General features: G+C 64.8%; 23 protein-coding genes. 12 read left to right on the top strand and 11 right to left on the bottom strand.

What is annotated here, in order from left to right:
- Positions 1-72: 72 nt before the first annotated feature.
- From A3AS_RS0132220 to A3AS_RS0132195, 6 genes are all read left to right on the top strand, one after another.
- On the top strand, positions 73-1,092 hold the full coding sequence (locus A3AS_RS0132220; protein ID WP_018321610.1) for an ABC transporter substrate-binding protein: 1,020 nt from the start codon (positions 73-75) through the stop codon (positions 1,090-1,092).
- Entirely contained in the window at positions 1,092-1,853 is a 762-nt protein-coding gene (locus A3AS_RS0132215) for an ABC transporter ATP-binding protein (protein ID WP_018321609.1), read from the top strand. The genes A3AS_RS0132220 and A3AS_RS0132215 overlap by 1 nt, the downstream gene beginning before the upstream one ends.
- Positions 1,854-1,863: 10 nt before the next feature.
- Positions 1,864-2,724, top strand: a complete 861-nt coding sequence (locus A3AS_RS0132210; RefSeq protein ID WP_018321608.1) for an ABC transporter permease — start codon at positions 1,864-1,866, stop codon at positions 2,722-2,724.
- A complete protein-coding gene (gene araD / locus A3AS_RS0132205; protein WP_018321607.1) occupies positions 2,721-4,460 on the top strand; it encodes an L-arabinonate dehydratase in 1,740 nt (579 codons plus the stop codon). The genes A3AS_RS0132210 and araD overlap by 4 nt, the downstream gene beginning before the upstream one ends.
- A gap of 9 nt (positions 4,461-4,469) precedes the next feature.
- Positions 4,470-5,189 carry a ribonuclease activity regulator RraA gene (locus A3AS_RS0132200; RefSeq protein ID WP_018321606.1) on the top strand — a complete coding sequence of 240 codons (720 nt, stop codon included), beginning with the start codon at positions 4,470-4,472 and terminating at the stop codon, positions 5,187-5,189.
- 76 nt (positions 5,190-5,265) lie between these two features.
- A complete protein-coding gene (locus A3AS_RS0132195; RefSeq protein ID WP_018321605.1) occupies positions 5,266-6,357 on the top strand; it encodes an SMP-30/gluconolactonase/LRE family protein in 1,092 nt (363 codons plus the stop codon).
- A 201-nt stretch (positions 6,358-6,558) separates the two neighbouring features.
- Here A3AS_RS0132195 and A3AS_RS0132190 read toward each other — a convergent pair whose 3' ends face one another.
- A complete protein-coding gene (locus tag A3AS_RS0132190) occupies positions 6,559-8,664 on the bottom strand; it encodes a S9 family peptidase (protein ID WP_018321604.1) in 2,106 nt (701 codons plus the stop codon).
- 209 nt (positions 8,665-8,873) lie between these two features.
- Here A3AS_RS0132190 and A3AS_RS0132185 point away from each other — a divergent pair, with 209 nt between their 5' ends.
- Together A3AS_RS0132185 and A3AS_RS0132180 are read left to right on the top strand one after the other, a co-directional pair.
- Positions 8,874-10,310 (top strand): MBOAT family protein, encoded by a 1,437-nt coding sequence (locus A3AS_RS0132185; RefSeq protein ID WP_018321603.1) that lies wholly within the window; start codon positions 8,874-8,876, stop codon positions 10,308-10,310.
- Positions 10,310-11,410, top strand: a complete 1,101-nt coding sequence (locus A3AS_RS0132180) for a hypothetical protein (protein ID WP_018321602.1) — start codon at positions 10,310-10,312, stop codon at positions 11,408-11,410. The genes A3AS_RS0132185 and A3AS_RS0132180 overlap by 1 nt, the downstream gene beginning before the upstream one ends.
- Positions 11,411-11,616: 206 nt before the next feature.
- Here A3AS_RS0132180 and A3AS_RS0132175 read toward each other — a convergent pair whose 3' ends face one another.
- From A3AS_RS0132175 to A3AS_RS0132165, 3 genes are all read right to left on the bottom strand, one after another.
- On the bottom strand, positions 11,617-12,804 hold the full coding sequence (locus A3AS_RS0132175; protein ID WP_018321601.1) for an alanine--glyoxylate aminotransferase family protein: 1,188 nt from the start codon (positions 12,802-12,804) through the stop codon (positions 11,617-11,619).
- Positions 12,805-12,910: 106 nt separating this feature from the next.
- Positions 12,911-13,636: a thermonuclease family protein gene (locus A3AS_RS0132170; RefSeq protein ID WP_018321600.1), complete on the bottom strand. Its 726-nt coding sequence runs from the start codon at positions 13,634-13,636 to the stop codon at positions 12,911-12,913.
- A 234-nt stretch (positions 13,637-13,870) separates the two neighbouring features.
- Entirely contained in the window at positions 13,871-15,598 is a 1,728-nt protein-coding gene (locus A3AS_RS0132165) for a hypothetical protein (RefSeq protein WP_018321599.1), read from the bottom strand.
- Positions 15,599-16,021: 423 nt separating this feature from the next.
- On the opposite strand from A3AS_RS0132165, the gene A3AS_RS0132160 reads away from it, so the two are divergent.
- A complete protein-coding gene (locus A3AS_RS0132160; protein ID WP_018321598.1) occupies positions 16,022-16,870 on the top strand; it encodes a caspase family protein in 849 nt (282 codons plus the stop codon).
- A gap of 129 nt (positions 16,871-16,999) precedes the next feature.
- Here A3AS_RS0132160 and A3AS_RS0132155 read toward each other — a convergent pair whose 3' ends face one another.
- The 5 genes from A3AS_RS0132155 to A3AS_RS48580 form a co-directional block, all read right to left on the bottom strand.
- On the bottom strand, positions 17,000-17,890 hold the full coding sequence (locus A3AS_RS0132155; protein ID WP_026202587.1) for an efflux RND transporter periplasmic adaptor subunit: 891 nt from the start codon (positions 17,888-17,890) through the stop codon (positions 17,000-17,002).
- Between the two features lie 253 nt (positions 17,891-18,143).
- Positions 18,144-18,314: a hypothetical protein gene (locus A3AS_RS48585; RefSeq protein WP_018321596.1), complete on the bottom strand. Its 171-nt coding sequence runs from the start codon at positions 18,312-18,314 to the stop codon at positions 18,144-18,146.
- Positions 18,315-18,385: 71 nt separating this feature from the next.
- Entirely contained in the window at positions 18,386-19,528 is a 1,143-nt protein-coding gene (locus A3AS_RS0132145) for a lactonase family protein (protein ID WP_026202586.1), read from the bottom strand.
- A gap of 127 nt (positions 19,529-19,655) precedes the next feature.
- Positions 19,656-19,787 (bottom strand): hypothetical protein, encoded by a 132-nt coding sequence (locus tag A3AS_RS49850; protein WP_256375113.1) that lies wholly within the window; start codon positions 19,785-19,787, stop codon positions 19,656-19,658.
- Between the two features lie 81 nt (positions 19,788-19,868).
- Complete coding sequence (locus tag A3AS_RS48580; RefSeq protein WP_183713181.1) at positions 19,869-20,078, bottom strand: hypothetical protein; 210 nt, start codon at positions 20,076-20,078, stop codon at positions 19,869-19,871.
- Between the two features lie 131 nt (positions 20,079-20,209).
- Here A3AS_RS48580 and A3AS_RS49845 point away from each other — a divergent pair, with 131 nt between their 5' ends.
- Complete coding sequence (locus A3AS_RS49845) at positions 20,210-20,332, top strand: hypothetical protein (protein ID WP_256375112.1); 123 nt, start codon at positions 20,210-20,212, stop codon at positions 20,330-20,332.
- A gap of 138 nt (positions 20,333-20,470) precedes the next feature.
- Positions 20,471-21,052: a hypothetical protein gene (locus A3AS_RS0132125; protein WP_018321591.1), complete on the top strand. Its 582-nt coding sequence runs from the start codon at positions 20,471-20,473 to the stop codon at positions 21,050-21,052.
- Positions 21,053-21,107: 55 nt separating this feature from the next.
- Here the strand turns inward: A3AS_RS0132125 and A3AS_RS0132120 are convergent, their stop codons facing one another.
- Together A3AS_RS0132120 and A3AS_RS0132115 are read right to left on the bottom strand one after the other, a co-directional pair.
- Positions 21,108-23,771, bottom strand: a complete 2,664-nt coding sequence (locus A3AS_RS0132120; protein ID WP_018321590.1) for an EAL domain-containing protein — start codon at positions 23,769-23,771, stop codon at positions 21,108-21,110.
- A gap of 231 nt (positions 23,772-24,002) precedes the next feature.
- On the bottom strand, positions 24,003-24,722 hold the full coding sequence (locus tag A3AS_RS0132115) for a hypothetical protein (RefSeq protein ID WP_245283334.1): 720 nt from the start codon (positions 24,720-24,722) through the stop codon (positions 24,003-24,005).
- A 179-nt stretch (positions 24,723-24,901) separates the two neighbouring features.
- Here A3AS_RS0132115 and A3AS_RS0132110 point away from each other — a divergent pair, with 179 nt between their 5' ends.
- Entirely contained in the window at positions 24,902-25,966 is a 1,065-nt protein-coding gene (locus tag A3AS_RS0132110; protein WP_018321588.1) for a LysM peptidoglycan-binding domain-containing protein, read from the top strand.
- Positions 25,967-26,088 lie beyond the last annotated feature (122 nt).

Here is a 26,088-nt window from a genome sequence, read left to right as displayed (position 1 = left end):
CCTTTGATGCACTAATGCATTAGCGCATCAGCAGGATCGCTCGTCAATGGCGGCCGGAGGAAACGAACAATTATGATCAAGCCATTCCAGCGTGGCGCTGCCGCCATCGCCCTGATCGTCGCAACCGTGCTGGCGGCTTCGCCGGCGCGTGCGCAGCAGAAGTCCGAGATCGCGCTGTCGCGCCAGCCCGGCATTTTCTACATGCCGAGCCACATCATGGAGAAGCTGAAGCTGATCGAGAAGCACGCAGCTTCACTCGGCCTCGCAGGCATCACCACCAAATGGATCACCTTCTCCGGCGGCGGCGCGCAGACCGATGCGCTGCTCGCGGGCGGCGTCGACATCCTCAACACCGGCACCGGCAATCTTCTGCTGCTCTGGGACCGCACCCGCGGCGGCGTGAAGGGCATCGTCGCGACCTCGGCACAGCCGATGACGCTGATCAGCCGCGACGCCAACATCAAGTCGATCAAGGACTTTGGCCCGGCGGACAAGATCGCGGTGCCGACCGTCAAGGTCTCGACCCAGGCGATCGTGCTGCAGATCGCAGCCGCCGAGGCCTTCGGCGCCGACCAATGGTCGAAGCTGGACGCAAACACCGTGCAGCTCGGCCATCCCGATGCCTATGCGGCGCTGTCCAATCCCAAGCACGAGGTGCACAACCACTTCTCGATCCCGCCCTTCACCTTCCTGGAGCTGAAGAACGTGCCGGGCGCGCATATCGTGCTGTCGTCGCCGGACGTGATGGGCGGGCCGCTCAGCCAGGCGCAATTCTTCACGACCACGAAGTTCGCCGAGGCCAATCCAAAGATCATCCAGGCGGTGCGCGACGCGACCAAGGAAGCGCAGGCCCTGATCCGCAGCGACACCAAGCAGGCGGTCGAGATCTACAAGGAGATCACCGGCGACAAGACCTCGGTCGAGGAGCTGCTCGATCTGCTCAAGGAGCCCGGCATGATGGAGTGGAATCTCGAGCCGCAGGGCACGATGAAGTTCGCCGCGCATCTGTTCAAGACCGGCACGCTGAAGAGCCAGCCCAAGGCCTGGACGGATTACTATCTCCCCGTCGCGCACGATCTGAAGGGCAACTGATGGCGCTGCTCGACGTCAGCTCCGTGACGCTGCGCTACAAGACCTCCAGCGCAGTCGTCACCGCCACCGAGAGGGTGAGTTTCACGGTCGACAAATCCGACCGCTTCGTGCTGCTCGGTCCCTCCGGCTGCGGCAAGTCGACCCTGCTCAAGGCCGTCGGCGGCTACATGACCCCGAGCGAGGGCCGCATGACCATCGGCGATCGCGAGATCCACGGTCCCGGCGCCGACCGCATGATGATCTTCCAGGAGTTCGACCAGCTCCTGCCCTGGAAGAGCGTGCTCGCCAACGTGATGTTTCCGCTGCTGACCGCGCGAAAACTGTCGCGCAGGGACGCCGAGGCCAAGGCACGGGCCTATATCGAGAAGGTCGGCCTCACCCGCGTGGTCGATGCCTATCCGCACACGCTGTCCGGCGGCATGAAGCAGCGTGTGGCGATCGCGCGCGGCATGGCGATGGAGCCCGACATCCTCTTGATGGACGAGCCGTTCGCGGCGCTCGACGCGCTGACGCGCCGAACCTGCCAGGACGAGCTGCTCCAGCTCTGGAGCGAGACCAAATTCACCGTGCTGTTCGTGACCCATTCGATCGCGGAAGCGATCCGCATCGGCAACCGCATCCTGCTGCTGTCGCCGCATCCCGGCCGGGTCAAGGCCGAGGTAATCGACGTCGACAAGGTCTCGAACGAGGACGGCAGCGCCGGCCGGCTGGAGAAGGAGATCCACGATCTCCTGTTCGCCGGCGAAGCCACTGCGCATTGAGGAGCCTCTGATGGGCGAAGCCAAGATATTGCTGCGGGCCGAGCCGGCCGCCGCGATCGGGACGAGCGAGGTCGAGCGCAAGCTGAGCGTGCTCGAGCTGTTGTGGAACGACGGTTTCGTCCGCAAGTCGGTGATCATCCTGTTTCTGGCTGCAGTCTGGGAAGCCTACGGCGTCGCTCTCGACAATCCGCTGTTGTTCCCGACGCTGCACGATACCGCCATCACGCTGTTCGACCGCGTCAAGGACGGCACCATTCCGATGCGGGCCTGGACGTCGCTGAAAGTGCTGTTCATGGGCTATTCCGCCGGCATCGTGCTCGCCGCGATCTTCACCGTGCTCGCGATCTCCACTCGGATCGGCACCGACTTCCTCGAGACGGTGACGGCGATGTTCAATCCGTTGCCGGCGATCGCGCTGTTGCCGCTTGCGCTGATCTGGTTCGGGCTCGGCAATGGCAGCCTCGTCTTCGTGCTGATCCACTCGGTGCTGTGGCCGGTCGCGCTCAACACTCATTCCGGCTTCAAGAGCGTGTCCAACACGCTGCGCATGGTTGGCCGCAATTACGGCCTGCGCGGATTGCCCTATGTGGCAAAGATCCTGATCCCCGCGGCCTTCGGCTCGATCCTCACCGGTCTCAAGATCGGCTGGGCCTTTGCCTGGCGCACGCTGATCGCGGCCGAGCTGGTGTTCGGCGTGTCCTCGGGGCAGGGCGGCCTCGGCTGGTTCATCTTCGAGAACCGCAATCTGCTCGACATACCCGCGGTGTTCGCGGGCCTCTTGACGGTGATCATCATTGGGCTCTTTGTCGAGAACCTGATCTTCCGCGCCATCGAGCGGAACACCGTGCAGAAATGGGGCACCCAATCATGACCAAGAAGAAAATAGCGCCCGACCAGCTCCGCAGCGCGCGCTGGTTCGCGCCCGACGATCTCCGCTCGTTCGGCCACCGCTCCCGCACCATGCAGATGGGCTACGCGCCGGAGGAGTGGAAGGACCGCCCGATCATCGCGATCCTCAACACCTGGTCCGATGCGCAGCCCTGCCACATGCACTTCAAGTCGCGCGTCGACGACGTCAAGCGCGGCATCCTGATGGCGGGCGGCCTGCCGATCGAGCTGCCGGCGCTGTCGTTGTCGGAATCGCTGTTGAAGCCGACCACCATGCTCTATCGCAATCTGCTGGCGATGGACGCCGAGGAACTGCTGCGCAGCCATCCCGTCGACGGCGTGGTGCTGATGGGCGGCTGCGACAAGACCACGCCAGCGCTGCTGCTGGGCGCGACCTCGATGAACATTCCGGCGATCTATCTGCCGGCCGGCCCGATGCTGCGCGGCAACTGGAAGGGCAAGACCCTCGGCTCCGGCTCCGACGGCTGGAAATACTGGGACGAGCGCCGCGCCGGAAAGATTTCCGACAAGGACTGGCTCGACATCGAGGCCGGCATCGCCCGCAGCTACGGCACCTGCATGACCATGGGCACCGCGTCGACCATGACGGCGATTGCCGAAGCGATCGGCATGACGCTGCCCGGCGCCTCGTCGATCCCCGCTGCCGACGCCAATCACATCCGCATGGCCTCTGAATGCGGCCGACGCATCGTCGAGATGGTGTGGGAGGATCTGACGCCGAAGGTGATCCAGACCCGCAAGGCGTTCGAAAACGCCATTGCGGTCGCGATGGCGATGGGCTGCTCGACCAACGCGATCATCCATCTGATCGCGCAGGCCCGCCGCGCCGGTCAGGACATCGGTCTCGACGATTTCGAGATCGCGAGCCGCAAGGTGCCCGTCATCGCCAACGTGCGGCCGAGCGGCGATGCCTATCTGATGGAGGACTTCTTCTATGCCGGCGGCCTGCCGGCGCTGATGGGGCAGATCAAGCAACATCTGCATCTCGACTGCATCACGGTGACCGGAAAGACGCTGGCTGAGAATATCGAGGGTGCCGAAGTCCACAACGACGACGTGATCCGCGGAATCGATAACCCCATCTACAAGGAGGGCGCGCTCGCCGTGCTCAAGGGCAATCTCGCGCCCGACGGATGCGTCATCAAGCCTAGCGCCTGCGCGCCGCGCTTCCTCAAGCACACCGGACCCGCGCTGGTGTTCGACGATTACCCCTCGATGAAGAAGGCGGTCGACGATCCCAATCTCGACGTCACCGAGGATCACATTCTGATCCTGCGCAATGCCGGGCCGCAGGGCGGGCCGGGCATGCCGGAATGGGGCATGTTGCCGATCCCGACGAAACTGGTGAAGCAGGGTGTGCGCGACATGGTGCGCATCTCGGACGCGCGCATGAGCGGCACCAGCTACGGCGCCTGCATCCTGCACGTCTCGCCGGAATCCTACATCGGCGGCCCGCTGGCGCTGGTGCAGAACGGCGATCGCATCACGCTCGACGTTGCCGCCCGCACCATCAATCTCGACGTCCCCGAAGCCGAGCTGGAAAAACGCCGCGCCACCTGGAAGCAGCCCGAGCGCCGCTTCGAGCGCGGCTACGGCTGGATGTTCACCAAGCACATCAAGCAGGCCAATGACGGCTGCGACTTCGACTTCCTCGAGACCGATTTCGGCGCGCCGATCGGCGAACCGTCGATTTACTAAAGGACGCACATGTCAAAACTCAGCGAAGCCACCCGCACAAAACTCAAATCGGTCTCCACCGCCACCGTCGCCACCGCGCTGTTCAAGCGCGGGCTGCGCATCCAGATGATCCAGGACGTGCACCCGCTCGGTGCCGACCAGCCGACCATGGTCGGCGAGGCCTTCACACTGCGCTACATGCCGGCGCGCGAGGATCTCAACACCATCGAGGTCTTCAAGGACCGTTCCCATCCGCAGCGCAAGGCGGTCGAAGATTGCCCTCCGGGCGCGGTGCTGGTGATGGACAGCCGCAAGGATGCGCGCGCGGCCTCGGCCGGCGCCATCCTGGTGACGCGCCTGATGAAACGCGGCGTCGCCGGCGTCGTCACCGACGGCGGCTTTCGCGATTCCGCCGAGATCGCCAAGCTCGGCATCCCCGCCTATCACCATCGCCCGTCGGCGCCGACCAACCTCACGCTGCACCAGGCGATCGAGATCAACGTCCCCATCGGCTGCGGTGACGCGCCGGTATTTCCCGGCGACGTCATCCTCGGCGATGCCGATGGCGTCATCGTGATCCCCGCGCATCTCGCCGATGAGATCGCCAACGAAACCTTTGAGATGACGGCGTTCGAGGATTTCGTCACCGAGGAAGTCGGCAAGGGGCGCGGCATCTTCGGTCTCTATCCCGCCACCGATCCGCAGACGCTCACCGATTTTGCGGCGTGGCGGAAGAAGAACGGCCGGTAAGGCCAGCGCCAAACCAAGTCAAGAAAACAGGCCGGCCACATCAAGCGCCGGCCTTTTATCACCCAGGGAGGATTTTATGAATTTCACGCGACGCAATCTCGTGGCCGGTGCTGGCGCAGCAATGGCGTCCACGCTTCTGGCCCGCGCCGCCGGCGCCCAGTCGTTCCCGTTCACGCCGAACCAGCGCTACCCCGACCCCGCCGTCCAGATCCTCGATCCCAGCTTCACAAAATACCGGCTCTACTCCTCGACGGTCGAGCAGGTCGCATCAGGCATGCGCTGGGCCGAAGGCCCGGCCTATTTCCCCGAGGGCGGCTATCTCCTGTTCTCCGACATTCCCAACAACCGGATCATGAAGTTTGACGAGAAGACCGGGCAGACCAGCGTGTTCCGCGCCTATGCCAATTACGCCAATGGCAATGCGCGCGACCGCCAGGGCCGTCTCGTCACCTGCGAGCATTCCGTCACCCGCCGCATCACCCGCACCGAGAAGGATGGCAAGGTCACCGTGCTCGCCGACAAGTTCGAGGGCAAGCGGCTGAACGCGCCGAACGACATCGTGGTGAAGTCCGACGACAGCATCTGGTTCACCGATCCCCTGTTCGGCATCAACGGCGAGTGGGAGGGCAAGAAGGAGAAGGCCGAGCAGGCCACCACCAACGTCTACCGCATCGCCAAGGACGGCAAGATCACCGCCGTCCTCACCGACCTCGTCAATCCCAACGGCCTCGCCTTCTCGCCGGACGAGAAGAAGCTCTATGTCGTCGAGTGGAAGGGCACGCCCAACCGCAGCATCTGGAGCTACAATGTCGGCGACGATGGCGCGCTCAGCGGCAAGACCAAGCTGATCGACGCCGCCGACCAGGGCTCGCTCGACGGCTTCCGCGTCGACCGCGACGGCAATCTCTGGTGCGGCTGGGGCTCCAACGGCGCGCTGCAGGGCGAGCCGACCGATGTCGGCGGCCGCAAGGTGTTTCAGCTCAGGGCCAAGCCGGAGGATCTCGACGGCGTCATGGTGTTCAACGCGGACGGCAAGCCGCTCGCCTTCATCAAGCTGCCCGAACGCTGCGCCAATCTCTGCTTCGGCGGCCCGAAGAACAACCGGCTTTATATGGCCAGCAGCCATTCGGTGTATGCGCTGTATGTCGAGGCGCACGGGGCGGTGTGAGTCTTCGCCTCTCCCCACCCTACAAGACCATCGTCCCTGCGAACGCAGGGACCCATAACCCCAGGGAGCAATTTGGCGAAGACTTGCAGTTAAGAAATCTTCGCCGGTACTGCTTTCGCCTTCCACCGATACATCACGCGGTATGGGTCCCCGCGTTCGCGGGGACGACAGCGGAGGATGTCGCTACGGCGGTGGATGTGGCTACACCCCAGCCTCCGCCATCCCCGCCGCCCACAGCGCGAACGCATAGACGATCGCGACTTCATCGAGTCGGTCGAACCGGCCCGACGCGCCGCCGTGGCCGGCGCCCATATTGGTGCGGAGCAGGACCGGGCCGCCGCCGCTCATGGTGGCGCGCAGGCGCGCGATCCATTTGGCGGGCTCCCAGTAGGTGACGCGCGGATCGGTCAAGCCGCCCATCGCCAGGATCGCCGGATAGTCCTTTGCCGCGACATTGTCGTAGGGCGAGTAGGACAGGATCGTTCGAAAATCCTGCTCGCTCTCGATCGGGTTGCCCCATTCCGGCCATTCCGGCGGCGTCAGCGGCAGGGTGTCGTCGAGCATGGTGTTGAGCACGTCGACGAACGGTACTTCGGCGACGATGCCGGCGAACAATTCGCCGGCGCGATTGGCGACCGCGCCCATCAGCATGCCGCCGGCCGAGCCGCCATGGCCGACGATGCGCTTGGCGCTGGTGTATTTCGCATCGATCAGCGCGCGGGCGCTGGCTGCGAAATCGTCGAACGAGTTGATCTTCATCTCGCGCTTGCCGTCGAGATACCAGCCCCAGCCCTTGTCGGCGCCGCCGCGAATATGGGCGATGGCGTAGACGAAGCCGCGGTCGACCAGCGACAGGCGATTGGCGTTGAAGGAGGCCGGCATCGCCATGCCGTAGGAGCCGTAGCCGTAAAGCAGCAGCGGCGCCGTGCCGTCGAGCTTGAGCCCGCGGCGGTAGAGGATCGACACCGGCACCTCGGCGCCATCATGCGATTTCGCCGTGATGCGAGTGGTGACGTAATCGGCCGCATCGTGGCCCGACGGAATCTCCTGGCGCTTGCGCAAGGTGCGCGTGCGCTTGACCATGTCGTAGTCATAGACTTCCGACGGCGTCGTCATCGACGAATAGGCAAAGCGCAGATTCGTCGTCTCGAATTCGTAGGAGCCCATCGTATCCAGCGAATAGGCGGCCTCGTCGAAGGCGATGGCGTGCTCCTCGTTCGAGGCGAGATCGCGGATCACGATCGCCGGCAGCGCGTTGGCGCGCTCCAGCCGCACCAGATGGCCGGCATAGAGATCGAGGTCGATGAGGTAGATGCCGGGACGATACGGGATCAGATCGCGCCAGTTCTTGCGCTCGGGCGAGAGGAGCGGCGCCGTGACGATCTTGAAGTCGATGGCATCGTCGGCATTGGTGAGGATGAAGAGCTGATCGCCGCGATCGGCCAGCGAATATTGCACGCCTTCCTCGCGCGCCGCGACGAGGCGCGGCGGCGCCTCGGGGTTGGCGAGATCGATCAGCCGCTGCTCCGAAGTCTCGTGATCGCCGCCGGCGATCACGCAGAAGCGGCCGCTGGTGCTCTCGTGCAGATGGGTGAACCAGCCGGCATCCTGCTCTTCATAGATCAGCGTGTCGTCGGCCTGCTTGGTGCCGAGGTTGTGCCGCCACACCTGCATCGGCCGGTGATTGTCGTCGAGCTTCACATAGAAGAAGCTCTTGCAGTCAGCACTCCACACGATGCCGCCATCGGTCTCCTCGACGAGATCGTCGAGGTCCTTACCGCTCGCCCAGTCGCGCACGCGGATCGAAAAATATTCCGAGCCCTTGGTGTCGGCGCTCCAGGCCTGCAGCTTGTGATCGTAGGAGTGCCGGCTGCCGCCGAACCTGAAATATTTGTGATCCTTGGCGAGCGCGTCGCCGTCGAGCACGATCTCGCCGTCGCCGCCGTCGCGCGGCATGCGGCCGAACAGCTCATGCTGTCCGCCCTCGCGAAACCTGCGGAAATAGGCAAACGCGCCGTCGGGCGAGGGCACGCTGGAATCGTCCTCCTTGATCCGCCCGCGCATCTCCCGCACCAGCGTCTTCTGCAGGGATTCGGTGTGGCCGAGCAGGCTCTCGGTGTAGCTGTTCTCCTCATCCAGATATTTACGGATGTCGGGATCGAGCACCTTGGGGTCGCGCAGCACCTCCTGCCATTTCGCGTCCTTCAGCCAGGCATAGTCGTCGGTCACGGTGATCCCGTGCCGCGTGAAGGAATGCGGCCGGCGCGGGGCGACGGGGGGCTGGGAAGGGGTTTTGGCTTGTGTCACTCGGTCCTCATTCGTGTCCGACGTCGCTGCTTTGCCTCTCCCCGCATGCGGGGAGAGGGGGAAGGAAGCGGCTCGCCGCGTTCCCTTATATCGTTCCGCTTCCGTGGATTGCCAGCGCGGCTAGCCAAAGACTGGTGCCAAGTCGCCGGGTTGTTGACCGGCCCCTTGTATGCTTTACGGACCAAAATCCCCGCCGCCGGTCCAGCCTGATGCTGTTCAATTCCTACTCGTTCATCCTGCTGTTCCTCCCCGCCGTGCTGGTCGGCTATTTCTGGCTTGGGCGGCGCAGCAATTTCACGCCGGTGATCTGGCTGGCGCTGGCCTCGCTCGCCTTCTATGCCATCGGCAACTGGCAGTTCGTGGCCCTGTTGCTGCTGTCGATCGGCTTCAATTACGGCGTCGGCCATCTCCTGATCGTGGCGAAGCTCGGTCCGTCACACCGAAAGGCGGCGCTCGCACTCGGTGTCGTCGGCGATCTGCTCGTGCTCGGCATCTTCAAATATGCCGGCTTCGCTGCCGAGAACATCAACACGCTGTTCGGCTCGCATCTTGCGGCTCACATCCTGTTGCCGGTCGGCATCTCCTTCTACACCTTCACACAGATCGCCTTCCTGGTGGATGCGTATCGCGGACAGGTCGCGGCCTATGCGTTGCCGCATTACGCGCTGTTCGTGACCTATTTCCCGCATCTGATCGCCGGGCCCATTCTCCACCACAAGGACATGATCCCGCAATTCGAGCGGAAGGAGGCGAAGTATCCGGACGGACATCTGATGCTGTGCGGTGTCATCATCTTCGCCATCGGCCTGTTCAAGAAGACCTGTCTTGCCGACGGCATCCAGCCGCTGGTCGCGCTCGCCTTCGAGGCGCGCTCGCCGAGCTTCGACCAGGCGTGGTGTGGTGCGCTCGCCTACACGTTCCAGCTCTATTTCGATTTCTCCGGCTATTCCGACATGGCGATCGGGATATCGCTGATGTTCGGCATCTTCCTGCCCGTCAATTTCAACTCGCCCTACAAGGCGACCAGCATCGTCGAGTTCTGGCGCCGCTGGCACATGACGCTGTCGCAGTTCCTTCGCGACTATCTCTACATCCCGCTCGGGGGCAACCGCCACGGCCGCGTGCTGCGCTACGTCAATCTGATGATCACGATGCTGCTCGGCGGGCTCTGGCACGGTGCGGCCTGGACTTTTGTCATTTGGGGCGCGCTGCACGGGGCCTATCTCTGTGTCAACCACGCCTTCAACGCGCTGATGCCAACCATTCCGGCGCCCCTTGCGCGCCCGGCCCGCATCGCCGGAGCCGCGCTGACCTTCCTCGCCGTCGTCGTCGCCTGGGTGTTCTTCCGCGCAGAGAGCGTTGCGTGGGCGCTGCGGGTTCTCCACGCCATGGCCGATCCCTCCAACATCGTCTTCGGCCGCGAGGAGATCGCGGCGCTGGTGCTGGTCGCCGTCTACGCCGCGCTGGTGTGGCTGGCGCCGAACACGCAAGGCATCCTGGGATACGATCACGCTAACCGCCGGGTCGGCGAGAGCCTGCGGGCAGGGCGCATGCGGCCGCTGTTTCTCTATGGCGCATCGCTGGTACTTGCATTCGGCATCTTGGGCATCCAGAGCCACAGCGAATTCATCTATTTCCGGTTCTGATGCGCAGGCCGTTCACCAGTCTCAAGCGTCTTCTTCTCGCGAGCATGGCATTCGTGCTCGGTGCGGCCTTGCTCACCTACGCCGTCGATCCCTTGCAGTTGTTTCGTCCCTCGCGCTCCGCCTTCTATTCCGACGACACGCGCGTGCAGAATGCCGGTCTGATCCGCAGCCAGTCGTTCGACACCGCCTTCATGGGCACCTCGCTCGCGATCCATTTCCGCCAGAGCGACATCGACCGTGCGCTCGGCGTTCGCTCGCTCAAGCTGGCGATGACCGGCTCCAACTCACGCCAGCAGGCCTTCGTGCTGGAGCAGGCGATCGCGGGCGGCGCAAGGCGCGTGATCTGGGCGATGGACGATTTCATCTTCGTCGATGCGGCCGACATCGAGGCCGATCCCTATCTGTCCGTCGATCTCTATCGCGGGACGGCCAAGGGCATCGCGTCCTATCTGTTCAGCGCCGCGATGGCGAAAGAGTCCCTGTTCACGCTGCTGCGGTCGGTCCCGCCGTTGCAAGGGCCGCTGACCCGCGCGGCGCCGTTTCTTCCCGTCAAGTTCGCGTTCGCCGATGTCGACGACATCTACGCGCTGCCGCGGGATTTCGACATTGCTCGCGAGTACAATGCGAGGAGGACGCTCGCCGCCTTCGCCTACATCACGAGCCCGGTGCGCAGCCGTTTTCTCGGCGAAGGCTACGGCTATGACGCCATGGTCAGGCATTTCGAGCGCGATGCCATCGGCCTGATCACGCGCCACCCCGACGTGACCTTCGACATCTACTTCCCGCCCTATTCGATCCTGCAATTCGTTGCAATGCGCGACGCCTCGCCCGAGACGCTGAAGATCGTCACCGATCTGACGGCAGTCATTTCGCAGCGCCTGACACAGCTTCCCAATGTGCGCCTGCACGATTTCCGCGCGATCAAGGCGGTGACGCACGACCTCGAAAATTACGGCGACGTCATCCACCACTCGCCGGTCGTCGATGCGAAGGTGCTGCAGTGGCTGGCGAGCGGGGAGTATCGCGTCGATCCGAAGACGCCGACGGCGTCGCTGGATGAGCTGAAGGCGCAGGTCGAGGCGTATCGTGTCGCGCGCTGATCTTCCCCTCTCCCCCTGTGGGAGAGGGTGGCTCGCCGCGGAGCGGCGAGACGGGTGAGGGGTATCTCTCCGCGAATCGATCTCGAAATTGAGTTTGCGGAGACAACCCCTCATCCGGCGCTTCGCGCCACCTTTTCCCACAAGGGGAGAAGGAAGAAAGGAGCGCTGCGTTCGCAGGGACGACAGTGGCGTTTGTGGCTGGCGCCCTACACCGCCACCTCTTCGCCGAGATACGCGACCGCCGCTTCCAGTCCGCCCTTGCCGTGCGGGATCTTCAGCGCGTTCAGGCCAATCTCGATCACCCCTAACGTGCCGAGCAGCATCGGCGCGTTGACGTGGCCCATATGGGCGATGCGGAAGGCTTGGCCCGAGAGGTCGCCGATGCCGGTGCCGAGCACGACGCCGCACTTGTCCTTGCAATAGCGTTGCAGCACCGCGGGATCGTGGCCGTTGCTCATGGTCACCGTGGTCACGGTGTTGGAGCGCTCGCTCGCCTCCGCCACGTTGAAGCCGAGCACCTGGCCTTCCGACCATGCGCCAACCGCGCGGCGTGCGGCTTCGCCGAGCAGGCTGTGGCGGCGGAAGGCGTTCTCCAGGCCTTCCTCGTGCAGCATGTCGATCGCCTTGCGCAAAGCGAACAAGAGATGCACCGGCGCGGTGCCGGCGTATTTACGATAATTCTCGGTGCCCTCGCGCTCGCTCCAGCTCCAATAGGGCGTCGACATGTCGGCCTTCTTGTGCACCTCGAGCGCACGCGCATTGGCGGCGACGAAGCCGAGGCCGGGCGGCGTCATCAGGCCCTTCTGCGAGCCGGACATCGCAACGTCGATGCCCCATTTGTCCATCTCGAACGGCATGCAGCCGAGCGAGGCGACAGTGTCGACCATGTACAGCGCCGGATGGCCGCTCGCCTTGATCGCCTTGCCGATCGCCTCGATGTCGTTCTGCACGCCCGAGGCCGTGTCGACCTGGACCACGACGACGGCCTTGATGGTGTGCTCCTTGTCGCGCCGCAGGCGCTCCTCGACCTCGTGCGGCCGCACTGCGCGGCGCCAGTCGCCCTTGAGCACCTCGACCTCGGCGCCCATCAGCGCTGCCGCATTGCCCCAGCCGATCGCGAAGCGTCCGCTCTCCAGCACCAGCACCTTGTCGCCGCGCGACAGCACGTTGCTCAGCGCCGCTTCCCAGGCGCCGTGGCCGTTGGCGATGTAGATGTAGGACTTGCCCTTGGTCGCAAACAGTTTCGAGATGTCACTGAGCAGGCTCTCGGTCAGGTCGAGCATCTCCTTGGAGTAGATGTCGATCGCCGGACGATGCATCGCCCGCAGCACCTCGTCGGGCATCGTGGTGGGCCCGGGGATGGCCAGAAATTCCCGGCCCGCGCGAACGGTCATTGCTGTTGGTCCTTGTTGCTTGAGAACGGACTGGTGGGTTTGCTGATTCACGTTTTACGCGCCGTGAACCCCCAAGAAAAGCACGCAAAACGCAGGTCTGGGGCTCTCATCTCTTGGTCTCGCGGCAGCCGGCGGCTTCCGCCTCCTCGACCGAGCAGAACCAGCGAGTGCCCTTGCTGATCTTCATCTTGATCTGGGTGTACCAGCGGCTGGTCGGCTGGTGAAAGATGCACTCGCCGGCGCTGTTGACGTTGCCCTTGATGGTGCAGTCCGGGGAAGGCGCCACCGGTCCCGAGGCCGAGGCGAGCAGCACCGCATGCGCCCCGTCGGGCGGCTTGGTGGCGCCGAGGATGGCGGTCTTCTTGTTGCGGACGCGCCAGTCCCAGGGCGCGATGAAGGCGCCCTGCCACATCCCGGCTTTTGCCTCGCGCGCAGCGGCCTCGTCGGGCTCGTAGTCCTTGGAGATGCGGGTGTAGGCAAGCGCCCAGCCGCTGCGCACCAGCCATTTCTGGATGTCCTCGCCGCCGACCTCGCAGCGCGCCACGGTGCGGCCGCGCCGGTCGATTGAACGGGTGTGGCAGACCCAGCTCTTGCCCTCGGCATATTTGGCGAGCTCGTCGCGCGCCGCGACGCCGCAGGTCCAGCGCTCGCTTTTGGTGTTCAGGCAGAGCTGGTCGACCGCAGGCGCGTCGATGCCGCCGAGCCGGATCCGCGCGTTGCCGATCACGACGGCATCGCCGGCGCGGACCTTGGCCATGCCGGTGATGTCGGTGGCCTCAGCCAGCGAGGGCAGGGCGAGCAAGGACAGCGCAATCAGGATTTTTCGCAGCATGCCGGTCCGCGTGTGATGAAAATCTCGATAGATCGCGCAATTGTGGTCGGCTTTTGGCCGTCGGGCCAGCATATGCCTAACAGATAGGCTTTCAACTTCCCGTCATCATGGAAGGTCTCGTAGGGTGGGCAAAGCGAAAGCGTGCCCACGATGTCTTTCGTGGCGAGAGATCGTGGGCACGGCGCGAAGGGCGCCTTTGCCCACCCTACGGCACCGTGTCTGAGGCACTCACCCTCACCGCCCCGTCATCGCCCGCTTCGCCACCGCCAGCCCCATCAGCACGAACGCGGACGTCACCTCCGGGCCGCCCACTAAAATCCGCGTCGGCGTCTTCATCTTGTTCCACTCATAGGCGCGGAACGGGCCGCGGCGGCCGCCTTCGCCGAGACCGGCGACGATCACGTTCAGCGCCGGCGCGAAGGCGCGCGGGTCGGCGCCGAGATGGCCGAGTGCGATCAGCGCCAGCGCCGCATCGAACACGTTCATCTCCGCGGCCATCAGCTCGCCCTTGACGTAGGACAGCACGCGATGGCGGATGAAGTCGAAATCACCGGCGGGATCGATTGCGGCCTGCGCGGCAAGCGGCAGTGCCAGGAACGCCGCATAGCAGCGGCCGAAATAGGCGCTGTAGAGCTCGGGCAGATAGTAAATGTGCGAGCGCGGATTGGCGAAGGCGCCGCTCGCCGCCAGCCGCTTCTGGAAGCCGATGATGCGATGCACCGTGGCGAGCCGCGACGGCGTCTCCAGGACTTTCCAGCGCGCCAGGTTGCGAAAGCTCACCTCGAGAATGTCGAGATTGAGCGTCGGATCGAGATCGTTGCCATAGGGACGCTCGCCCTTGAGGTTGTCGATCCAGGTCGCGACGCCGCCCTCATAGTCGATATTGTCGTTGAGCGGCACGGTCACGCGCGGTTCGTTGACGCCGGCGCGCACCTGGTAGCCGGCGTAGAAATCCAGCAGCGGCTGGTCGATGATCTCATCAAGGCAGCCGGCCTGCGTCGCGGCCGAGATCGAGCACGCCGTGGTGTCGCAATCCGGCACGTAGACGCCGAAGCCGAGATCCTGCTTGATCTGCGCGAAGTAACGGGAAAAGCGCGGATGCGGCGGAGGCGCCAGCGCGGTGACGACGTTGAAGCGCGCGCCGTCGATGCCCTCGACCTCCTCGCGGCTGATGTTGACGCAAAAATTCACCATGTCGGCGATGGCGCGTTCGGCCGCAATCTTGTCGGCCTGGGAGGCGAGTCCGGTCTCGCCATAGCTGAGCAGCGCCTCGATGAAGAACGCATCGTAATAGGCCGAGCGGTGGCGGATCTGCACCGGTTCCCACATCGGCTCGGCGACCCCTCGCCAGGGCGGATTGACGACGGCCCGGGCTGGCGAGCGCGCGATGAAGACGCGGGCGAGGTTGAACAGCAGCGAGGAATTCTTGTAGCCGCGCGCGTTGAGGCCCGTGAGCGCCATGATCAGCTCGCGGCCGCGGAAATCAGGATCGCCGATCAGGTTGAAGGCGGCGTAGGTCGGCAGGAAACCGTTCTTGCGGTAGGAGCCGAGCAGATGCTGCGCGCAGTCACGGATCACGCCGTCGATCTGCGCCTCTGGCGGCGCGGAGCCGGTGAACATGGCCGGCGGCGGCTTGGGGTGGTCGAGCGCGATGCTGTCGACGAGATCGGCGACCGGCTGGCCGACCGCCGCCCAATCGGGCTCGGCCTCGTCGCGGGCGCGAACCAGCGCTTGGCGCAGCGCCGTCAGCCTGGCCTCGTCACGCAGCTCGGGCAGTCCAGCCCGCCGCAGCAGCACCCGCAACGCGGGATTGCCGAGCGCGGTCTTGTAGAATTTGGCCAGATGCGGATCGCCGCTGGCCGTGACAGACAATACGGGGTCGCACACGTCGTAAAGCGAGGGGCCGTCCTTCCGGGCGGTCAGCGCCCGGCAGGCGGCGCCGGCAAAATAATGAAGGCTCATGAAATACCTGGTCGCGGGGCCTTGGTCGGGGGCCGGCACGCTCCCATCTGCGCGCCGCCCCCTTGCCAAGTCGTTGAAAAGGCTACCCGGATTCGCAGGAAATACAAATGTGATGGAGGTCACGGAAAAAGCCGGCACGAAGGCTGCATGATCCAGGCTCGAAATGGGGTGCCAGGGGGCAAAAACGCACAAATCTAGCTTGGAGAATTAACGAACATCTTCAGTCGCTTAGCTCAATTTTTGGGCAATCTATTGCCGGGGAGGCGATATCCGGTTAAGGGTTTGTTTGGTGCGGCGCCGCAAATTGCGCGCAATTCGGGGGCACATCCCCGGCCAATCCCTCAAACCTAAAGACGCTATCGCGCTACTCAAACAGTGTGCGCGCGCTTGGCTGGTCTTTGGCACTGACAGGAATGAAGCGAGATGAATGTTAGGCAGCTCGACATTTCCCGACGCACGATCGCGTTGGCCGCGGCCCTCATCGGCACGGTGTCGCTCGTGATCGGCGCCCATGCTGCTCTCAACATGCGCGCGATCGACGCCGCCAAGGCCGTCTCGACCGACCAGATCACGGGCTCGATCGCCCAGACCTCGCGCCTCGCCCTCGTCATCGGCAATGGACACTATCCCGACGCCAGCGCGCCGCTGACGCAGTCGATCAACGACGCCCGCGCGCTGTCCTCGTCCCTGCGCAAGAACGGTTTTGACGTCGACATGGTGGAAGACGCGACCAAGGACGACATGGTCCGCGCCGTCAATCGCCTGAAGTCCCGGATCAAGCGCGACACCGTCGTCATGCTGTTCTTCGGCGGCTACGGCGTGCAGGCGGGACGCGAGAGCTACATGCTGCCGGTCGATGCCGTGATCTGGAAGGAAAGCGACGTCCGCCGCCAGGGCGTCTCGATCGACGGCGTGATCGACATGATGAAGGAGCAGGGCGCCAAGGCCAAGCTCGTCGTCGTCGATGCCTCTCGCCGTAACCCTTACGAGCGTCGCTTCCGCTCCTACAGCCACGGCCTCGCGCCGATCAACGCGTCCGACAATGCGCTGATCCTGTCCTCGGCTTCGCCCGGCAAGGTCGTCGATGACGGCAAGGGCGAGCACAGCGTGCTGGTCAGCGAGTTCCTGAACAACCTCAGTGCAAAGGGCAGCGCCGAAAGCGTCTTCAACAAGACCCGCGTCGCCATCTCCCGCGCCAGCGAAGGCGATCAGGTCCCGACCGTGTCCTCCTCGCTGCTCGAAGACGTCCATTTCGGCGAAGCCGGCGGCTAGTTTTTTTGAGAGCGCGCGAGCTCTCGTAGGGTGGGCAAAGGCGCAAAGCGCCGTGCCCACCATTTTTCTCCGTCATTTCGATAGAAGGCGTGGGCACGCTTCGCTTTGCCCACCCTACGAGATCGCCTGCTACTTCGCTGCTTCCGCGGCCATCACCGGGCGTACCGGATCGCCTTCGCGCAGCAGCGCACCGGCGCGGGCGACGACGACATCGCCGTCGTTGAGGCCGTCGCGGACCTCGATATTGCCGCCCGACATCAATCCGACCTCGACCCGCTTGGTCTCGACCCGGTTGCGGCGGATCACCTGCACCACGGTGCCGGCGGATGAATATTGCACGGCGGTCAGCGGCACCGCGACGTTGCAGCTCTGCCCGGTCTTGATCAGCGCGCGTCCGCTCGCCTTCAGCAGCAGCCGCTTCTGCGAGGAGATGCCGATATAGACCATGCCTTGCTGGATGTTCGGCTCCACGGTCGGGCCGATGCGGCGCACCTTGCCGTCGATGTCGCCGGCGCCCGCGATCCGCACGGTCGCCGGCTGATTGACCGCGAGCTTGCGCATATCGGTGGTCGCCACCAGACCGACGAGATCGTATTCGCTGCGCGCCACGATCGTGAACAGCGCCTCGCCCTTGGCCGAGGCCAAATTGCCGATCTGGGCGGTCGACGTCGCGATCACGCCCGCCACCGGCGCGGTGACCTGCAGCGTGCCGCCCTCGGGGAGCGCCAGCCGTGCCAGCACCTGGCCGGCGGTGGTGGTGTCGCCGGCTTCCGCCAGCACGTCGGTGACCTTGAGGCCCGGCCGCTCGGGCCGCACCGACGTTTCCTCCCGCGCGATGATCGTGCCGGTGGCCTCGACGATGTCGGAGAAGCAGGACTTTGCGACTTTCAGCACCGTGACCGCCGGCCCCTTGGGCGCGTCGTCATCGGCGGCTCGGGCCGGATAGGGACCGAGGATGAGCATGCCGGCGACGGCTGCGGGACACAGGCTTCGAGTAACGGCACGGGGCAAATGATGCATCGGAAATTCCACGGGTTCTATGCCTCCAATCGATAGCAGATGGCAGGGCTGCGGACTACGGCAGCGTTGTCCCAAAAAGAAGGCCGCGCCACCGCGGGCCGACGCAGCAAGTCTTTGATTAGTCGCGGGATTGGAGAACAGGTTCGCATTTCCCGGGCGGCGCGCCGCGGGTCGGCACTACTCCAAAGTGCCGTCGATCACGGTCCTCTCATCGGTCAACGGCACAGGTCGCGGCGCGGGCGTAAACGGCCCGTCAGCCGCGGCGCTCACCCAGCAGCTTGCCGTTGGCCCGGTCGATCAAATGCAGGCGCGTGCAGGCCGGACAGGACACCGACACATGCGTGCGGTCGGCCGGCTCGTCGCCGAGCCGATGCTGCACGTTCATGCCGGTCTGCGGGCATTTGAAGACGATCTGACGGTCCATGACCGATGATATGACGACAAGGCGCGCTTTCCGAAATTACGGATGATTACGTAGGTCGGCGGCGGCGCCCCTCACGGCAGGTTCAGGAACTCCACCCAGTTCGGCTTCTTGCCGGTGGGGTAGGATTTCAGCTTGGCCAGCGCGCCGCTGCCCTGGTCGATCGCATAGACCGTCATGCTGTCGGAGAGCTCGCCGACCGCGGCGAGGTAGCGCCCCGTCGGATCGATGTGGAAGCCGCGCGGCTGCTTCTCGGTCGGCACGCTGCCGATCGTGGTCAGCTTGCCGCTGGCCGCATCGACCTTGTAGGCGGTGAGCGTGTTGGTGGTGCGTTCGGAGGCGTAGAGGAAGCGGCCGTCCGGAGTGATGTGGATGTCGGCGGCCCAAGGCTTCTTATCAGACTCTTTTCCGTTAAAGCCCTCCGGCAGTGCGGTGGTGCGCTGGATCTCGTCCCAGGCGCCGCTCCTGGCCTCGTAGGTGAACGCGGCGACGTCGCCGTTCAACTCGTGGATCAGATAGACGAACTTGCCATTGGGATGGAATACGAAGTGCCGCGGGCCCGATTTCTCCGGCACCTTGTGGGCTGGCGGATCGCTCGGCGTCAGCGTACCGGCCGTGGCATCGAACGCGAAGGCCAGCATCTGATCGGAGCCGAGATTGGTCGCGAACGCGAAGCGATTGTCGGGCGAGGGCAGGAAGGCGTGCGCGTTCAGCCCGGTCGGGATCACCTGTTTCGGCTCGCCGGCGACACCGTTGGCGGAAAGCGGATTCAGCGCGACCTTGTTGCCGCCATAGGAGGCGCTGAACAGGAACTTGCCGCTGCGGTCGATCGCGATATTGGCCATGCTGTCGGCGAGCGGTCCGTTGCCGATAGGGCTGAGCTGGCCTGTCTTGGGATCGATCGCAAAGCTGACCGCGAGGTACGGCTGCGAGCGGACACCGGCGATCAGCACGCGGTGGTCGGGCGTGATCGCGAGCGGCGTCGACGAGCCGGGCTTGTCGACGCCCTTGAAGGCGGCCGTCTGCACCGGAATCATCTCGCCGCTCTCGGTCATCTTGAACACGCTGATGTCGTTGCTGTCGGCGTTGCCGACATAGGCGAAGGTCTCGGCCATGCCGGCGTGGACTCCAGAAATGAGAGTGAGGGCTGCGAACAGGGTGGTGGCGATTGCAGCGCGTGGTGCTTTGGATGCGATGCGTCGGGTCGGTCTCAACATGGGCTCCTCCTGAGGGCCGGTCGCGGCCTTGTCGTTTTGCCGGCGAGGATAGCGGGCGGCGCGCCGCCGCACCAAATTCCAGTTGGGATTGATCGATGCCGAAATTGTATCGGTCGCGGGGGAGGGACTACCGCATCGCCGCGGTCCGGGAGGGCAGATGCGGGCTGGACGGATGCGCGGGTGGTCCGAGCACGGCCCAGACCGCGACCGCAACCAGAGCGGACGTCAGGATGGTCCAGGCGATGAGCCGTTTCCGCATCTGGTCGAATCCGTCGCTGTCATGAAGTCGCGGGGCACCCGGAATCGTGCACTGCAAACCGCGGCAATCCTATGAACTCGTTCACAGGCGAAAACGGCGGGCGCAAGGCGAACCAATGCCGCGCGAGCGCATTGAACCGGCATGCCCCGTGAAAACGATCTCGAAGGTAAGCCCGACATGGGCGGCAAGCATGGCGGTCAAGCCGGCCAGCCCAAGTCGCCGCCGCGCCCACACCAAGGCGAACACGATGAGGACGTCGTGGCAAAGCGCCACACCGGCCAAACCGATCACGCCTCGCCGCCGACCAAATCAAAATAGCGCCTCGCCGCGCGGCCGTGCCGCGCCGCGCGTCGGGAACGGCGGCATCGCTGTGCCGTTACCCCGGTCCCGCGGGCGTGACAGATCAAAACGGAGGCTGGCTCGTGTTTTGGATTTATTGGAACACCGCCTGGTCGCTGATCATCAGCGGCATCATGGTCGCCACCATCGTCAGCCACCCCGACGCGGAGTTCGTCGAGATCACCGCGGCAAAACAGAAGCTCTGAGCCCGCGCCAGGAGTCGTCGGCGATGACCGCCTGTGACCCTTTGCGGACGCCTTGAAGCCTTGTCTCGATTGGCTTGTTCAGCTTCAATCGCCGGGCGCCGGCTTTGGTCCGGCTTGGATGTGCCAGGGGGAAATTGAATGAGCCCATCCGCACCCATCAGCGCCGCCGACGCGATCAGCACGTACGTCTTTGCAAAGGATGGCAATCGACCGCAGATGATGAGGGACGCCTTTGCCTCAGACTGCGAATTGGAGATGGTCGTAAAGACCGACGCCATCTCATTCCCAAGCTCCGCAAAAGGGCTGGAGCAAGTTACCGAAGTACTGGTGACGAGCTTCGGCGATCAATACCAGAACGTCCGGACTTTTTGTCTCTCCCGTCCGACCTCACAGCAGCTACCGCGTTTCCGTTGCGATTGGCTCGTCGGGATGTCGGCAAGGCAAGGTGGTGCGGTTCGCGTCGGCTGCGGACGCTATGACTGGCGCTTCGGCTCCGGCCATGACGGCCGCGTCGAGAAGCTCGCGATCGAAATCGAAGTCATGAGTGTACTTCCAGCCGAGATGTCGAAGCCGATCATGCAATGGCTCGCGGCCTTGCCGTATCCCTGGTGTTCAAGCGCCCAGGCCTGCGAGAGTATTCCAGCCATTGACGCCTTAGAGCCGATCAAGCACTTCCTCACGGTAACGAGCGAGGCAAACCAGCAACCAAGAGTTTGTTGAGCAGGGGTGCGGCTCATCAAGTCCGGATTTGGCCTTAAAGCCAGACGTGGCGCCGCTAAGCCGCAACCGCCTGCGTCGCCAGCAGCTGCTTCAATTTCGCCGCCGGCACGGCCGGGCTGAACAGCCAGCCCTGCATCTGGCTGCAGCCGAGCTGGCGCAGCACCTCGCGCTGGGCTTCGGTCTCGACGCCTTCGGCGGTCGTCGCCATGTGGCGCGCGGCGGCCATGTGCACCACGGCCTGCACGATCGGCGAGGAATCTTCGGACTGACCGATGTCGCTGATGAAGCTGCGGTCGATCTTGATCTTGTCGAACGGGAAGCGGTGCAGATAGCTCAGCGACGAATAGCCGGTGCCGAAATCGTCGAGCGCGATACGCACGCCGAGCTCGCGCAGCTGCTGCAGGATCGTCAGCGCCTCCTCGTCGTCGCGGATCAGCACGGTCTCGGTGATCTCGAGCTCGAGCCGTCCGGGCGCAAGTCCGGACTCTGCGAGCGCGGCCGCGACCTTCAGCGCCAGCGTCCGCGTGCGGAACTGCACCGGCGAGACGTTGACGGCGATGTGAATCTGGCCGGGCCAGGAGGCGGCCTCACGGCAGGCCTGCTTCAGCACCCACTCGCCGATCTCGCCGATCAGCCCGGTATCTTCCGCCACCGGAATGAAGTCCGCGGGCGAGACCATGCCGCGCTCGGGATGACGCCAGCGCAGCAGCGCTTCGCAGCCGGTCACGACATTGGCCGCGAGATCGACCAGCGGCTGGTAGTGCACCTCGAACTCGCCGCGAGCCAGCGCCTGACGCAGATCGAGCTCGAGCTGCCGGCGCAGCCTCGCCTTGGCGTCGTATTCCGGCGTGAAGATGCGGTAGGTGCGGCGTCCCTCCGACTTCGCCGCGTACATCGCAAGATCGGCGCGCTTGAGCAGGTCGTCGAGATTGTCGCCGTGGTCGGGCGCGATCGCGATGCCGATGCTGGCATCGGTCGGGATGTCCTGGCCCTTGCAGTCCACCGGCGCGCGCAACGCCTTGAGGATATCTTCCGCCAGCGCCGACAGCTCGGCCGGATCGCGAGTACCGGCCTTGACGATGGCAAACTCGTCGCCGCCGAGCCGCGCGACGAGGTCGTTGCCGGAAACGCAGGCGCGCAGCCGGTTCGCCACCTGCCGCAGCAACTCGTCGCCGACCTCGTGTCCCAGCGAATCGTTGACGCCCTTGAACTCGTCGACGTCGATATAGAGGATGGCGAACGGCTTGTTCTGGCTGAGCTCGGCGACGCGCCGCTCCAGATGACCGCGCAGCAGCACGCGGTTGGGGAGGTCGGTCAGCGCGTCGTAATGCGCCATATGGGCGATGCGTTCGTCGGCGCGGATGCGGGCGGTGACGTCGTCGTGGGTCGCGAGCCAGCCGCCGGCGGCGCCGGGCTGGTTCTTGATCTCGACCAGGCGGCCATCCGCGGTCTCCACGATGGCGCTCTGGGTGCGCCCGATATGGCTCAGAATGTCGTCGCAATAGGTCTCGACGTCGCCGTGGAACGAGCCGGTGTCGTGGCGGTGCCGGATCACGTCACGGAAAGTGGCACCGGGCTTCACCACCTCGGGGGACAAGCCGTACATCTCGATGTAGCGCCGGTTGCAGACAATCAGCCGCTCGTCCTGATCGAACATCAGGAGCCCTTGCGTCATCGTGTTCATCGCGGTGTCGAGCCGCTGTTTCTCCAGCGAGAGCCGGTGCGTCACCTGGCGGAAGATCAGGAACAGCGTGAGCACCAGGAGGCTGATCGACAGCACGGCGATGGTGACGAAGAATTTCGTTTGCGTGCGCCAGGTCGCAAGCGTCGCATCCAGCGACTTGGTCGCGACCACGACGAGCGGCTCGCCGGCGAGCAGGCGCGAGGCGACGATGCGGTCCTTGCCGTCGATCGGGCTGGCGATCTGCATCGAGACGAAGGTGCGGTCGAACACCGCCATCTGCTCCGGCGTGCCCTTGCGAAAGTTCTGCCCGATCATCGCATCGACACGCGGAACGCGCGCCAGCAATTGGCCGTTCTGGTGGTGCATCGCGATCGAGGATTCCTCGCCGAGTCCGGTCGAGGCGAAGAACGATTCGAGCTGCTCGGGCGCGATCGCGCGCGAGACCACCCCGAGGAATTCGCCATGCGGGCCGGACACGCGCCGCGCGAACACGATCGCCGGTCCGTTGCCGATCCGGCCGTGCACAACCTCCACGTCCTCCTGCGCGGTCGGATCGTTCTTGAGGCGGTTGAAGTAGCCGCGGTCCGCGACCGAGACGTCGGCGACCGGCCAGCGCCGCGACGAGTTGATCAGCATGCCCCTGGCATCGAACACATTGGCGCCGGCAACGTCGGTCCAGCCGCTGGCTTTCGCACGCAGCACCTCGTGCATGGCGAGCGTGCCCATCTCGCTGCGGAAGACGTCGGCGGATTCGATGCCGCGGCTCTCGAGCTCGGTGATGATGCTCTTCTGCAGCACCGCGAAATCCTCGAACTCGCGGTCGAAATGCCGGGCCAGCAGGCGCACGGTGTTTTCAAGGCTGTCGCGGCCGCTCTCGATCGCATTCTGCCGGAAGCGGTCGACGGTGAGCGCGGTGCCGATTGCGGTCGCGGCCATCAGCACGAAGCCGCCGACGATCAGCCATGTCAGTGGCGCTCCCCGCCAGCGACGGAGCAGCGCGCGCATGCGCGCGGTCCATCGGATCGATGTGCCCATGCAGCCCTCCCGTGGGATGCAAGATGCAGTAAAACCGACAAGACCCCGTTACCAGCGAAGGTTAGGGAACTATGAATCGGAACGGAATCAGTGGGTTGGTTCCATCGATCGCGGAAGCTCCCGTAGGGTGGGCAAAGGCGCGCTCTTCGCGCCGTGCCCACGACCCCTATCCGCATCATCCAACGTGATCGGTGGGCACGCTACGCTTTGCCCACCCTACGAGACCACCATTCACCGCTTGATCTCCCAGTTCAGCGCTTCCGCGTTGCCCTTGGCGAACATCTTGGGGACATCGAACTGTCCGGTCTTGAGGTTATAGCGGCATTTCCAGTCCGCGAGCCCTTTCACGGCGACGTTCTTCGGATGCTTGTCCATTTCGCCCGACAGCGAGATCAGCAGGTAGCGGTTGTTGGGCCAGTCGACGCCGAGCCAGCGATAGGCAGTTTCGGTGCCCTTCATCAGATTGGCCGAGATATGATAGTCGAGCTTCATCTTCTTCGTGTCGGGACGGCTGTGGAAATAGGCCCATGCGAGATCGCTGAGTGATTGCTTCGTCGCGCTGACGAAGGCGCCGTTCTCGACATGATAGAGAAACAGATCCTGCGAGCCTGAGCCGGTCTTCTGCATCCGCACCAGCCATTGCGAGTCGCTGGTGAAGCGGAAGCCAGCGCCGTAGCCCTGCTCCGGCTTCAGCTCCGTCATCTGGTCGCCGCGTCGCGCCCAGACCTGCCATTTGACGCCGAACAGGTCCTCACTGTCCTTCATGTATTGCTCGAGCCTGGTGGCACCGTCAGGCGAGGTGAAGGCGAGGTCGGCATTGTCGGTGAGGACGAAGCCCGGCGGCGGGCCGGAGGCTGCGAGCGCTGGGGAAGCGGTGAGCGTCAGGGCAAGCGCCAGCCCGAGGGCTAGACCGAGCGCCAGATTTGGGGCGGAACGGCAAAATGTGGTCACGGGAAAATTCCTCAAAAAATGCCGCGATGCGGTCTCGCGAGATTTGACGCCGGCGGGGTGGCGCCGGTTCATCCCTGAGTGCCGGGACGGCGGTCTCATCCCATCGACCGTCTTGCTGCCGCAGCCAATTCGGCGCACCTTGCCCCCTCGGCTGATTTGCCATCTAAGGTTCTTTTCCGATGATGACCGCATCCAAGGCCTTCATTGCTCTTTGCCTGCTCGCCCTGGTCGGCACCGTGCTGGTGATCGGCCCGACCGAGCTGCGCCGCCTGCTGCCGAACGGGACCAAGACCGTCGTCGCAGCCACGCCCGAGGCCAAGGTCGAACCCAAGGTCGAACCCAAGGTCGAGGCCAAGGCCGAACTCAAGCCGGCCCCGAAACCGGAAGAACCCAAACCGGAACAGCCAAAGCTTGCCGCCGCCACGCCGCCTGCGCCCGCACCAGCCCCCGAGCCGAAGGCGGGGGCGCTGGCCGAGACCCAGAAGCAGGTCACGGCCGCGCTCGCCGATCTTGCACCGGTCAAGCCGTCGCCGGCGGTCGCCGACACCGGCCCCCGTTTCGACGTCGCCCGCGTCGACGATCACGGCGAGGCCGCGGTGATCGCGGGCCAGGCCGCGCCGGGGGCAACGGTCGAGCTGCTGCGCGACGGCAAGCCGCTCGATACGGTGACTGCCGACGCCTCGGGCCAGTTCGTGATGACCCCGCCGCAGCTTCCCGCCGGTTCCTATGAATTGACGCTCCGCGCCAGAGCGCCGGATGGCACGGTCACGCAGTCCAGCCGGACCATGCCGGTGACCATCGCCGCCGCGGCGCCGCCGCCCGCGCGTCCGGCACCGGTCGCGAAGCAAGACGTGCGGCAAGATTCGAAGCAGGCCGAGAAGCCGGACGACAAATCGGATGTCGTGGCATCCCTGCCGTCGGCCTCGCCGCATCTGGCCTCAACAGCCGAAAGGTCCGCGGTCCGGCCGAGGCTGGGCGGCGCGCCGAAGCCTCGGGTCATGGCGAGGGCGCCAGCGGCGACGACCGTTGCATCTGCCTCGCCGGCGGACGCCCTCAGCGTTGCGCCGGCAGAGACAGGCAGCCGGGTGATCTCCCGCGGCGACAGCCTGTGGGCACTCAGCCGGCTCGCCTATGGCGACGGCGCCCGCTACGCCGTGATCTTCAAGGCCAACCGCGACAAGATCCACAATCCCAATCTGATCTATCCCGGCCAGACGTTTGTGATGCCGCAAAAGGCGGAGTGAGGGGCGGTCTTGCTCTTCCTCTCCCGCTTGCGGGAGAGGAAGCCGAGCGCCGATCCTGCACCACAGGCAATTGCCCAGCCTGAGAGATCAACCGCGACGCTTTGCCCTGTATCCCCAAGGAA

It is taken from the genome of Bradyrhizobium sp. WSM2793 (genome assembly GCF_000379585.1).
In the GTDB taxonomy this organism is placed as follows: domain Bacteria; phylum Pseudomonadota; class Alphaproteobacteria; order Rhizobiales; family Xanthobacteraceae; genus Bradyrhizobium.
This window is presented reverse-complemented; position numbering and strand designations above follow the sequence as displayed.

What these genes read in the sequence shown, in the direction of transcription:
- A3AS_RS0132160 (WP_018321598.1), top strand. Translation starts at nt 16,022, where the DNA reads ATGAATGTTAGGCAGCTCGACATTTCCCGACGCACGATCGCGTTGGCC.
- A3AS_RS49850 (WP_256375113.1), bottom strand. Translation starts at nt 19,787, where the DNA reads ATGCGGAAACGGCTCATCGCCTGGACCATCCTGACGTCCGCTCTGGTT.
- A3AS_RS0132165 (WP_018321599.1), bottom strand. Translation starts at nt 15,598, where the DNA reads ATGAGCCTTCATTATTTTGCCGGCGCCGCCTGCCGGGCGCTGACCGCC.
- A3AS_RS0132195 (WP_018321605.1), top strand. Translation starts at nt 5,266, where the DNA reads ATGAATTTCACGCGACGCAATCTCGTGGCCGGTGCTGGCGCAGCAATG.
- A3AS_RS0132220 (WP_018321610.1), top strand. Translation starts at nt 73, where the DNA reads ATGATCAAGCCATTCCAGCGTGGCGCTGCCGCCATCGCCCTGATCGTC.
- araD (WP_018321607.1), top strand. Translation starts at nt 2,721, where the DNA reads ATGACCAAGAAGAAAATAGCGCCCGACCAGCTCCGCAGCGCGCGCTGG.
- A3AS_RS0132145 (WP_026202586.1), bottom strand. Translation starts at nt 19,528, where the DNA reads ATGTTGAGACCGACCCGACGCATCGCATCCAAAGCACCACGCGCTGCA.
- A3AS_RS0132155 (WP_026202587.1), bottom strand. Translation starts at nt 17,890, where the DNA reads ATGCATCATTTGCCCCGTGCCGTTACTCGAAGCCTGTGTCCCGCAGCC.
- A3AS_RS0132175 (WP_018321601.1), bottom strand. Translation starts at nt 12,804, where the DNA reads ATGACCGTTCGCGCGGGCCGGGAATTTCTGGCCATCCCCGGGCCCACC.
- A3AS_RS0132210 (WP_018321608.1), top strand. Translation starts at nt 1,864, where the DNA reads ATGGGCGAAGCCAAGATATTGCTGCGGGCCGAGCCGGCCGCCGCGATC.
- A3AS_RS0132125 (WP_018321591.1), top strand. Translation starts at nt 20,471, where the DNA reads ATGAGCCCATCCGCACCCATCAGCGCCGCCGACGCGATCAGCACGTAC.
- A3AS_RS0132170 (WP_018321600.1), bottom strand. Translation starts at nt 13,636, where the DNA reads ATGCTGCGAAAAATCCTGATTGCGCTGTCCTTGCTCGCCCTGCCCTCG.
- A3AS_RS0132120 (WP_018321590.1), bottom strand. Translation starts at nt 23,771, where the DNA reads ATGGGCACATCGATCCGATGGACCGCGCGCATGCGCGCGCTGCTCCGT.
- A3AS_RS0132180 (WP_018321602.1), top strand. Translation starts at nt 10,310, where the DNA reads ATGCGCAGGCCGTTCACCAGTCTCAAGCGTCTTCTTCTCGCGAGCATG.
- A3AS_RS0132110 (WP_018321588.1), top strand. Translation starts at nt 24,902, where the DNA reads ATGATGACCGCATCCAAGGCCTTCATTGCTCTTTGCCTGCTCGCCCTG.
- A3AS_RS48585 (WP_018321596.1), bottom strand. Translation starts at nt 18,314, where the DNA reads ATGGACCGTCAGATCGTCTTCAAATGCCCGCAGACCGGCATGAACGTG.
- A3AS_RS0132185 (WP_018321603.1), top strand. Translation starts at nt 8,874, where the DNA reads ATGCTGTTCAATTCCTACTCGTTCATCCTGCTGTTCCTCCCCGCCGTG.
- A3AS_RS0132200 (WP_018321606.1), top strand. Translation starts at nt 4,470, where the DNA reads ATGTCAAAACTCAGCGAAGCCACCCGCACAAAACTCAAATCGGTCTCC.
- A3AS_RS0132215 (WP_018321609.1), top strand. Translation starts at nt 1,092, where the DNA reads ATGGCGCTGCTCGACGTCAGCTCCGTGACGCTGCGCTACAAGACCTCC.